The sequence below is a fragment of the Dokdonella sp. genome, assembly GCF_039926425.1.
GTDB lineage: Bacteria > Pseudomonadota > Gammaproteobacteria > Xanthomonadales > Rhodanobacteraceae > Dokdonella_A.
On the sequence record NZ_JBDSWZ010000021.1, the window covers coordinates 1 to 10,679 of the forward strand.

A 10,679-nucleotide genomic window follows, 5' to 3' on the forward strand; every position below is an offset into this window, starting at 1 on the left:
CCCACGCGCGCCCGCGCCTGGCTGATCGGAACAGCGAGCAACCGCGCTCTGCATGTGCGTCCGATGATTCTTGCGCGTTCCGTATTCTCGACTGGCTCCCTTGGAAGCACGTGGAGCGGGCAATGGATACTCGTTCCGGATGACGAAGGAACTCCACGGATCTTCGATTTCGGCGAACCGACCAGCCGCGATTCGGAAAGCTTCCATCTCACGGATGAGAGGAGTGACGCGGCGCTTGATTGCCGTGTCGGAACGCTCAGCCATCAGCCCGAATTGTGCACGCTGTCAGCGGCCGGATCGCCGATCGCCGATTTCGACCAGATCGGAATCGACCACCTGAGCGGCGGGGGTGGAATCAGTGGCGGTCGCGTCAAGCTGGTGCGCGTGCCGCGTTGAGAAGCCGGGTGATCGCGTGATTGCGCTCACTGGAGGCTGTCGGCGGCGCAAGCGAGCCTCGAACGCGTTGACGGTACTGACCAGAATGCCGCGGTTGAAGCGCGCGCGATGTGGCGCAATGTCGCCCGCGTGTTCGTTCAGGGCCCGGACTCGACCAGTTCACGCAGACGTCCGCTCCGCTCGGCGGCAACCAGATCATCGAAACCGCCGACATGCGTTTCATTGATGAAAATCTGCGGCACGGTGCGCCGTCCGCCGCTCCGGGTCAGCATTTCCTCGCGCCGTGAGAGATCCAGGTCCACGCGTACTTCCTCATAATCGAGCCCGCGCTGTTTCAGGAAATTCTTTGCCGACACGCAGTACGGACAAATCGCCGTCGAGAAGATCAGGACCTTGTGCATTGACTTGGGTTCCAGTGGCCATTGAATCGCAAGATTGCGGCGCATTCTGATCGGTTGCAAGCCGTATCCCGCGTCACCGGAGTGAAACCACGCCGGGTAGCGGAAATTGAATGCCAGGTGCCGTATCGTCCGCAGTGGCCAGCGTTGCAGTCGCGCGCTGATGTGGTTGGCAGTCCTTCGATTCCGGTATCCGTGATGGTACGTAGAAGCCCGTTTTCCCATCGCATGTGTGTTCTCGCGGCATCGCTGATCGTGAGTCTTGCCACGGCACGCGAGCCCGACGTGAGACTGCCCGACATCGGCAGCTCGGCGGCGGCGATCCTGTCGCCGCAGGATTTGCACGACTACGGCGCGGAAATGCTGCAGGAGATGCGCGCGTACGGAATGGTCCTCGACGACGCGCTGCTCACCGATTACATCAACGCGCTCGGCTTCAAACTGGTCGCGGCCAGCGATCATCCGGACATGTCGTTTGACTTCTTCATCGTTCGCGATCCGCAGATCAACGCGTTCGCGGCGCCCGGGGGCTTTGTCGCCGCCAACGCGGGGCTGATCACCGCGATGCAGAGCGAAGACGAACTCGCCGGTGTGATGGCGCACGAAATCTCGCATGTCGAGCAGCAACACATTCTGCGCGCGTTCGAAGACACGAAGAAGATGTCGATTCCGATCATGCTCGGCATGCTCGGCGTGATGATCGCCGCGTCGCACAGCCGGGATGACACCGCCGCCGCAGCGATGATGACCGGAACATCGCTGATCCAGCAGCGGCAGATCAACTTCACGCGCAGCGAGGAAGCGGAAGCGGATCGGGTCGGCATCGACACGCTGGCACGGGCGAGTTTCGATCCATCGGCAATGGCTGGCGCGTTCCAGACGCTGCAGAAAGTAATGCGCGTGAACGGGGTCGACGTCCCGGAATTCCTGCTCGACCACCCTCTCGATACCAAACGCATCGCTGACGCGAAAGCACGCGCGGCACAGTTGGGTTGCCCTTCGACGCCGCGGTTGGCGGCGACACACACGACGCTGCTATCCGGCGCACTCGATTTGCGGGTTCCCGCGAGAGGCGTGGCCGAAGCGGCGGCATTGCCGCTCGACGACGCGTCCGCCAACGCGGCAAGTGCAGCGGCCGTCACCTCGATCGGCGCAACGCCGGCCGACGGGAAAACCCTGCCGCCCGTGTCCGTGACGGCATGCTTCAGACATCCAGAAACAGCGGGCTACTTCGAACTGATGCGCGAACGTGCCCGCGTTCTGAGCGCACAATCAATGCCGGCGATGCGCGGCTACTATGCCGACAATCTCCGTGACGACCCTGCGTTCGATACACCCGCCAATCGCTACGGCTACGCGCTGGCCCTGATCGAAACGCGCCAGCCGACGCTTGCCGCCAAAGAGCTGAAGAAGCTGTCGGACAACCAACCCAGTTCGCCGGTATTCGGGCTTGCTCTCGCGCACGCCGAGGACCTGGGGGGCGACAAGGCCGGCGCGCTGAAACGCTTCGAACAGCTCAGCGGCGACTTTCCCGGCAATCGCGCCGTCACGCTCACATACTCCGACGCGCTGCTTGCCAAGGGCGAGCTGAAAAGTGCGCGGCGTGCACTTGAACTGCTTCGACCGATGGTCGAACGGCACGCGGACGATCCGGACCTGCAGAAGAGTTACGGTCGCGCCAACGAGCTCGCAGGCGACAAGATCCGCGCTGCCGAAGCATACGCCGAGGCCGCGTTTCTGACCGGCCACGCCGAGGATGCACTCAATCAGCTCAAGCGGCTCTCGAAGGAGTCGGACCTCACCTATTACCAGCGCAGCAGAATTGACGCGCGGATCACGCAGTTGACGCCGACCGTGCTCGCCATGCGCAAGCGTGACGCCCCGACCCCGGATTCAATCGCACCCGCGTTTTCGTGCTGCAGGGCGCGTTGAGCGAGGCTTCATCCCCAGACCGTCATCGTCTTGAAACGCTCCACGCGGCGTCATCGGCGCCTTCGGGTGGTGGAAAGACGATTATTGTCGCTTCTGTCATTCTCCCGTAACACAATATCGCTGCAATACCCTCGTCATAAAGCGCACCTCCGCGCTCAACCCGGGTGACAGCGTGCAAAAGCACATCCTCATCGTCGAAGACGAAACCGCGATTCGAGACATGGTCGCATTTGCGTTGCGCAAGGCAGGCATGGAGGCGATGCATGCCGCGGATGCGCGTGCCGCGCAGACTGCAATCGGCGAGCGCGTTCCGGATCTGATCCTGCTCGACTGGATGCTGCCGGGCATGAGCGGCATCGACCTCGCCCGCCGTCTGCGCAAGGACGAACTGACGCGCGAGGTGCCGATCATCATGCTGACCGCGCGGGGCGAGGAAACCGACCGCGTCGGCGGCCTCGATGCGGGCGTCGACGACTACGTGGTCAAGCCGTTCTCGACCCGCGAGCTTCTGGCGCGCATCCGCGCGGTGATCCGGCGAACGCATGGCGAGGATGCGGAGGGCGTCGTCGACCTCGGCGGCCTGCGCATCGACAGCGCCGCGCATCGCGTGTTCTGTGGCGACCAGCCGGTGCACATCGGCCCGACCGAGTATCGACTCCTCCATTTCTTCATGACGCACGCCGAACGCGTCTACACGCGCAGCCAGCTGCTCGACCACGTGTGGGGAGGCGGAGTGTACGTGGAGGAACGAACGGTCGACGTGCATATCCGGCGGCTTCGAAAGACCCTCGAACCCTACAGCCGCGACGCGCTGGTGCAGACGGTGCGAGGCGCCGGTTATCGATTTTCGACCAGCGTGTGAGTCACCGTCGCATCGCGCCATTGGCCGTCAACGCTGCATCGGCCTTCGGAACACCGGCGCCTGGACCTGATGCGTTGGCGTCTTGCGTGTTGGCTTTGTTTGCGACCGGATCTCCGCGATGCCTTCGCGCCTGAGTCGTGCGTGGCGATCCAGCGCTTGGCGCATGGGCGCGCTGTTTCTGGTCGCCGTCGCTGCGGGCGCATGGCTGCATGCGCTGCTTGAAAGCCTGCTGGTGTTTGCGACCGCTGCACTGGCCATCGGTTTGTTCCGGCTCTTGCGATTCGGCGAATTGCTGACCAGCCGCAGGCGCGTGCCGGCGTCCAACGGCCACGGAGTCTGGGACGAAATCCAGAACCTCGTGCGTCGCCGCCAGCGCGCAGCCAGTGATGACAAGCGACGCCTTCTTCGCCAGCTTCACGCGTTCCGCGATGCCGCCGCGGCCATGCCGGATGCGGTCGTTGCGCTCGATCTCGACCGGCGCATCCAGTGGTTCAACAGCGCTGCCGGCCAGTTGCTCGGACTGAAATATCCGCAGGACATCGGTGGCCATCTGACCAACCTCGTGCGCGCGCCGCGCTTCGCCGACTGGTTGCGGCTGGACACCGTCGATGCGTTGGCCGATCTCGCTTCGCCGGTCGACGAAGCCGTTCGGCTGAACGTGCGCCTGATCCGCTATGCCGAAAATCGGGCGCTGCTCGTTGCGCGCGACGTCAGCCCGCTGATGCGGCTGGAACAGGTGCGCCGTGACTTCGTCGCCAACGTGTCGCACGAGTTGCGCACGCCGCTGACCGTGGTGCACGGCTATCTCGACATGATCGAGCCGGACCAGTTTCCGGAATACGAGCCGATCCTGCATGAGCTGCGCATCCAGTCGCGCCGCATGACGCAGATCGTCGAAGATCTTCTGACACTGTCGCGCCTTGAAGCACAGAACGAACTGTTGCTCGAACGCATCAGTCTTCGCTCGTTGCTCGAAGCCCTGCGGCGGGAAGCGACGGCGCTGAGCCATGGCCAGCACGAAATCATCACCGAACTGCTCGGCCCACATGATCTCTCCGGATCGGCAAAGGATCTGCACAGTGCGTTCTCCAACCTCGTCACGAACGCCGTGCGCTACACGCCGGCAGGTGGCCGAATCACGTTGCGGTGGGAAAGCGATTCGGGCGGCGCACGATTGTCGGTGACCGATACCGGCCAAGGCATTCCTTCACAGCACATCCCGCGCCTGACCGAGCGGTTCTATCGCGTCTCGACGAGCCGCTCGCGCGAAAGCGGTGGCACGGGCCTTGGCTTGTCGATCGTCAAGCACGTGTTGCAGATCCATCACGCACATCTGGACATCCGCAGCGAGCCGAATATCGGCAGCACGTTCACGTGCGTGTTCGATGCTCGGCATCTGCTCGAGCCCGCATCCCTGGTAGCGTCCTCATGAAGTGGTGCTGCGTGATCGTGACGGCGACGTTGCTGATCGCAGCTTTGCCGCGCGCATCGAGCGCAGGCGAGCTGTCCGGCAGCCTCACCTGCGTCGGATCCGACAGCGTCAGCGCACTGGTCACGCGCTGGGCGACGGCATTCCACGCGCGACACCCACTGGCGCGCATCCAGGTGCAGGCGGCAGGTTCCGGCAGCGCGCCGCTCGCGCTCAACGAAGGCGCAACGGACATCGGCTCGATGAGCCGTGCGATGAACGAACGCGAGACTGCCGACTTCCGCGATCGATACGGATACGAACCGACGCGTATCGTCATCGCGCGCGATGCAGTTGTCGTGTTCGTCCATCCCGACAATCCGATTCGTCGCATCACGATCGCGGAACTGGATGCGATTTATTCGACGCACCGTCGATGCGGCGCACCGAAACCGATCGATCGCTGGGCAGATCTCGACGCGGACGCGGACGCGCGCAGCGGGTTGGCGAGCCTTTCGATCCTCGCGGTCGGTCGCGATGCCAGTTCGGGAACGCACGAAGTCGTTCGCGAGTCCGCCTTGTGCGACGGAGAGTTCAGACCCGCGGTCATTGCCTGGCCTGGCAACGGGGCCATCGTCGGCACCGTTGCGCGCAACCGCGCGGCAATCGGCTACGCTTCCATCGGCTATGTCAACGGCCTGGTGAAACCCCTCGCGCTCGCGCGTGCGCAACGCGACGACGGCATCCTGGCGGATGCTCAAAGCGTCACGAATGGCAGCTACCCTCTGACACGGGAGCTGTACTTCTACATCAACCGCCGACCCGGCCACGTGCTTGCAGACCTGCCGAAAGCATTTGTCGAATACGCCCTGTCCGAAGAAGGCCAGACGCTCGTGCGACAGGAAGGGTTCGTCCCGCTGATCGCCGGCGAGCGTGCGGCACAGTACGCCCTCATCGATTGAACTCTCGACACGGACTCGCACGATGAATCGTGAAGCGGTGCAAAACCTGAAAGAACCGGGCCTTTATCTCAACCGCGAACTGGCCCAGCTCGAGTTCAACTTCCGGGTGATCGCGCAAGCGGAAGACCCGACCATGCCGCTGCTCGAGCGCATGCGCTATCTGTGCATCTCGTGCTCGAACCTCGATGAATTCTTCGAGGTGCGCGTCGCGATCCTTCGACAGCAGTTGAGTCGTGGCGAGACGCGCCAGGGCGCCGATGCGATGGCGACCGGCGAGATCCTCACGCGCATCCGCGAACGGACACTCACCCTGGTGAAGGCGCAGTACGACTTCTGGAATGCGACGCTGCTGCCCGAACTCGAGCGTGAGGGAGTGCGTTTTTCCCGACGCGACCTCTGGACTCCGAAGCAGCGCGGGTGGCTGCGTGGGTATTTCCGCAACGAGATTCTTCCGGTGCTCTCGCCCCTCGGGCTCGATCCGGCGCACCCGTTTCCGCGCATCCTCAACAAGAGCCTCAATCTCGCCGTCGTGCTGAAGGGCCGCGATGCATTCGGTCGCGAAGGTCACATGGCGCTGGTGCGCGCGCCGCGCTCGCTCCCGCGCATCATCCGCATTCCGGCAGAGGTCGCGGAATCTCCCTACGACTTCGTGTTCCTGTCGAGCATCCTGCACGAATTCATGGACGAGCTGTTTCCGGGAATGCAGGTGCAGGGTTCCTACCAGTTCCGCGTCACGCGCAACAGCGAGCTGGTCGTCGACGAAGACGAAGTGGAGAACATCGCGCTTGCGCTGCGCGACGAGCTCAAGGGGCGCGGCTATGCGAAAGGCGTGCGTCTGGAGGTGGCCGACAATTGCCCGAAGGCGATTGCCGGCATGCTGATGCACAACTTCGAACTCACCGACACCGATGTCTATCGCTGCGAAGGCCCGGTCAACGTCAGTCGCATCAACTCGATCTATGACCAGATCGATCGACCCGACCTGAAGTTTCCGCCGTTCGTGCAGCGCATCCTTCCGGCAATCATCGAGGAAGTGAGCCTGTTCGACGCAATCCGCGAGCGCGACATCCTGCTGCATCATCCGTTCGAATCCTTCAGTGCAGTGATCGAACTGGTGCGCGAGGCGAGCGCGGATCCCGACGTGCTTGCGATCAAGCAGACGCTGTACCGCGTCGGCAACGATTCGCCGCTCGTCGACCATCTGATCGATGCCGCGCGGCAAGGCAAGGACGTGACGGTCGTGGTCGAGCTGCGTGCAAGGTTCGACGAGGAAGCGAACCTGCGGCTCGCCAACCGTCTGCAGGAAGCGGGCGTGCAAGTCGTCTACGGTGTGGTCGGCTTCAAGACGCACGCGAAAATGTTGTTGATCGTCCGGCGAGAACGGGGCGCGTTGCACCGCTACGTGCATCTGTCGACCGGCAACTACCACCAGGTCACGTCGCGCATCTACACCGACTTCGGCCTGATGACCGCCAACCCGGAAATCGGCGAGGACGCACATTTGCTGTTCCTGCAGATGTCCGGCCTCGGGCCGATCATCCAGACAAAATGGCTGCTGCACTCGCCCTTCACGCTCTACAAGGGCCTGATGGAAAAGATCGAACGTGAGATTTCGCACGCGCGCGAAGGCAAGCCAGCCCGCATCATCGCCAAGATGAATGCGATCAACGAAGAAAGCGTGGTCGAAGTGTTGTATCGCGCGTCGCAGGCGGGCGTGCAGGTCGATCTGATCGTGCGTGCTGCATGCACGCTGCGTCCCGGCATCCCGGGGGTGTCCGACAACATTCGCGTGCGCTCGATCGTCGGCCGCTTCCTCGAACACAGTCGCGTGTACTGGTTCCAGAACGACGACACGCCGGAAATCTATTGCTCGAGCGCAGACTGGATGGAACGCAATCTGCTGCGGCGCATCGAGACCTGCTTTCCGATCCGCGATCCCGAACTCGCGCGGCGGGTCTACGACGAATCCCTTGCCAACTATCTGGCCGACAACACGCACGCGTGGCAGCTCGACGCGGGCGGCAGCTATACGCGCCTGACGCCGGGCGAAGACGCGCCGCATTCGGCCCAGCAGGCGCTGCTCGCGAAGTACACGCAGTAGCTGCGGCGCATGGATTCCCGCTTGGACGTTCTGGGCAGCGGCCCGATCCAGGACTCGTGCGACAATCGGGCATCCCACGGCGGACACACGATGTGAGTGAAGTGAGTCCCACCGAGATGCGCGATGGTGAACTGCTCGCCGCGGTCGATCTCGGCTCGAACAGTTTCCATCTGGTCGTCGCTCGCTACGAGCATGGCAGCCTGCGCCTGATCGACCGGCTGCGCGACAGCGTGCGGATGGCGATGGGCCTTCGCCCCGATGGCAGCCTCGACGCGGAGCGGCGCAAGCGCGCACTCGAATGTCTTGCGCGTTTCGGACAGCGTCTTCGCTCACTTCCACCCGAACGCGTACGCGCCGTTGCCACGAACAGCGTTCGCCGCCTCGCGCATCCGCAAGCATTTCTGCTGCCGGCGGAAACCGCGCTCGGCCATCCGATCGAGGTCGTTGCGGGTCGCGAGGAAGCGCGCCTGATCTACCTCGGAGTCGCGCACGACCTGGCGAAATCCAGCCAGCGCAGGCTGGTGGTCGATATCGGCGGCGGCAGTACCGAATTCATCATCGGCCAAGGGTACGACGCTCTGGAAACCGAAAGTGTCCAGATGGGTTGCATCGCCAGCACCTTGCGGTTTTTCGAGGATGGCACGTTCACCCAGGCGCGCTGGCGGCAGGCGCAGACGGAGATGGAGCTCGAACTGCAACAGTTCGCGGCCGACTATCGTGCGCGCGGATGGGGCGAGGCGATCGGCTCGTCCGGCACCGCCAAGGCCATCGGGAACATCGTGCAGGCGAATGGCTGGAGCGACAACGGCATCAGCGCCACTTCCCTGGTGCGACTGCGCGACGCGATCCTCGCAGCGGGCAGCGTCGACAACCTGCGTCTCGCAGGCCTCGCCGAAGAGCGGGCCCAGGTGATCGCCGGGGGCGTGGCCATTCTCGAAGCGATCTTCACCACGTTCTCGCTCGACCACATGGGCGTGTGCGAGACCGCAATGCGGGAGGGATTGCTGTACGACATGGTCGGCCGCGCGATGCACGGCGACCCACGCGCGGGCAGCATCGCTGCGTTGGCCTCACGCTACGCGGTGGAGCGCGCACAAGCCGCGCGCGTGCACTACGCTGCGATCGAGCTGTTCGAGCAGGTGGCCGATGCCTGGCAGCTCGGCGCGCTCGAACGCGACTTGCTTGGATGGAGTGCCGACATCCACGAAATCGGCCTCGCGATTGCGCACAGCCTCCATCACATCCACGGTGCCTATATCGTCGCCCACTCCGACCTCGCCGGTTTCAGCCGGCAAGGCCAGCTTGCGCTTGCAGCGATCATCCGATCGCATCGCCGAAAGCCCGATCGCGACACGATCGAAGCACTGCCCGAGCGGATGCGGCGACCCACCCGTCGACTCACCGCACTGCTGCGTCTGGCAGCGCTGCTGCAAAGGGGCCGCACGACCGATCCGTTGCCCCCGTTGACGCTCGTTGCCGATGACAGGACATTGCGTCTCGAACTCCCTGCCCTCTGGCTGGACCAGCACCCGCTGACCCGCGCCGACCTCGAGCAGGAACGGAACTCCTTCAAGAATCTCGACCTGAAACTGCAGGTTCGCGCCACGGAGACCGCAACCGCGTGAATCGTGACATTGCGCCCGAGTGCGCCGTCACCGCGGCACACACACGCATGACGTCGGCAGCGCATGCGCCTATCATGCGCGGTCGCATTTTCAATCCTTCGCGGAGATCTCCATGTTGAAATCCCTGTTGCTTGCTATTGCTCTCACCGTACCGGCCTTTGCCTTGGCCCAGGACACTCCGGCTCCGAAAACCGCGGCGCCGAAAGCGGCCGCGAAGACACCCGCCAAACCAGCAGTCGCGAAACCTGCGCCGAAGGCCGCGGTGAAAGCGGAGGGCGCGGAAGCGACCGCCGCCGCTCCCAAAGTCCTGATCAAAACCAGCATGGGTGAAATCACGGTCGAGCTGTATCCCGACAAGTCGCCAAAATCGGTCGAAAACTTTCTGGCCTACGTGAAAAGCGGGTTCTACGACGACACCATCTTCCACCGGGTGATCGCCGGCTTCATGATCCAGGGCGGCGGATTCACCAAGGACCTCACGCAGAAGAAGACGCGTGCCCCGATCGCCATTGAATCGAAGAACGGCCTCAGCAATATGAAAGGCACGCTCGCGATGGCCCGCACAGGCGATCCGAACTCCGCAACCGCGCAGTTCTTCATCAACACCGTCGACAACGCCCGCCTCGACTACGCGAGCGATGCGAATCCAGGGTATGCCGTGTTTGGCAAGGTCATCAGCGGCATGGACGTCGTCGAGAAGATTCGCGCGGTTCCGACCGGTGCGCAGGGTCCGTTCCGCAGCGACGTGCCAACGACGCTGGTGTCGATCCAGAAGATGACGTTGTTGCCGTAACCGGCTGAAATCGTCCACGCGTCGGATATCCGGCATCGGATGCCTCTTTGCCGGATCTTCGCCACAGCCTGCGCGAACCATGACGACGCTTTTCATTTCCGACCTTCACCTCGACGCCAGCCGCCCGCACATCACGCGGCTGTTCGTCGAGTTCGTGCGAAACGAGGCAGTCAACGCGAGCGCGCTGTACATTCTCGGCGAT

General features: G+C 63.5%; 9 protein-coding genes and 1 pseudogene. 9 read left to right on the forward strand and 1 reads right to left on the reverse strand.

Going from position 1 to position 10,679, the window contains the following annotated elements; genetic code table 11:
* Nucleotides 1-396: hypothetical protein (locus ABIV12_RS01140; protein ID WP_348055374.1), on the forward strand; the 396-nt coding region annotated here is incomplete at its 5' end.
* A gap of 137 nt (nt 397-533) precedes the next feature.
* Here ABIV12_RS01140 and grxC read toward each other — a convergent pair.
* On the reverse strand, nt 534-797 hold the full coding sequence (gene grxC / locus ABIV12_RS01145) for a glutaredoxin 3 (RefSeq protein ID WP_348055376.1): 264 nt from the start codon (nt 795-797) through the stop codon (nt 534-536).
* A 195-nt stretch (nt 798-992) separates the two neighbouring features.
* Here grxC and ABIV12_RS01150 point away from each other — a divergent pair, with 195 nt between their 5' ends.
* The 8 genes and pseudogenes from ABIV12_RS01150 to ABIV12_RS01185 all read left to right on the forward strand — a co-directional run.
* The gene (locus tag ABIV12_RS01150) at nt 993-2,726 is read left to right on the forward strand and encodes a M48 family metalloprotease (protein ID WP_348055378.1); all 1,734 of its coding nucleotides are present in this window, start codon (nt 993-995) and stop codon (nt 2,724-2,726) included.
* A gap of 172 nt (nt 2,727-2,898) precedes the next feature.
* Nucleotides 2,899-3,588: a phosphate regulon transcriptional regulator PhoB gene (gene phoB, locus ABIV12_RS01155; protein ID WP_348055380.1), complete on the forward strand. Its 690-nt coding sequence runs from the start codon at nt 2,899-2,901 to the stop codon at nt 3,586-3,588.
* Between the two features lie 118 nt (nt 3,589-3,706).
* Entirely contained in the window at nt 3,707-5,020 is a 1,314-nt protein-coding gene (phoR, locus tag ABIV12_RS01160; RefSeq protein ID WP_348055382.1) for a phosphate regulon sensor histidine kinase PhoR, read from the forward strand.
* Entirely contained in the window at nt 5,017-5,958 is a 942-nt protein-coding gene (locus tag ABIV12_RS01165; protein WP_348055384.1) for a phosphate ABC transporter substrate-binding protein, read from the forward strand. Before phoR ends, ABIV12_RS01165 begins: the two co-directional genes overlap by 4 nt.
* Nucleotides 5,959-5,980: 22 nt before the next feature.
* Nucleotides 5,981-8,059: a polyphosphate kinase 1 gene (gene ppk1, locus ABIV12_RS01170; RefSeq protein WP_348055386.1), complete on the forward strand. Its 2,079-nt coding sequence runs from the start codon at nt 5,981-5,983 to the stop codon at nt 8,057-8,059.
* A 92-nt stretch (nt 8,060-8,151) separates the two neighbouring features.
* Nucleotides 8,152-9,684 (forward strand): Ppx/GppA phosphatase family protein, encoded by a 1,533-nt coding sequence (locus tag ABIV12_RS01175; RefSeq protein WP_348055388.1) that lies wholly within the window; start codon nt 8,152-8,154, stop codon nt 9,682-9,684.
* Between the two features lie 112 nt (nt 9,685-9,796).
* Nucleotides 9,797-10,477 (forward strand): peptidylprolyl isomerase, encoded by a 681-nt coding sequence (locus ABIV12_RS01180; protein WP_348055390.1) that lies wholly within the window; start codon nt 9,797-9,799, stop codon nt 10,475-10,477.
* Between the two features lie 79 nt (nt 10,478-10,556).
* Nucleotides 10,557-10,679: pseudogene (locus ABIV12_RS01185) on the forward strand (UDP-2,3-diacylglucosamine diphosphatase); the annotation flags it as partial.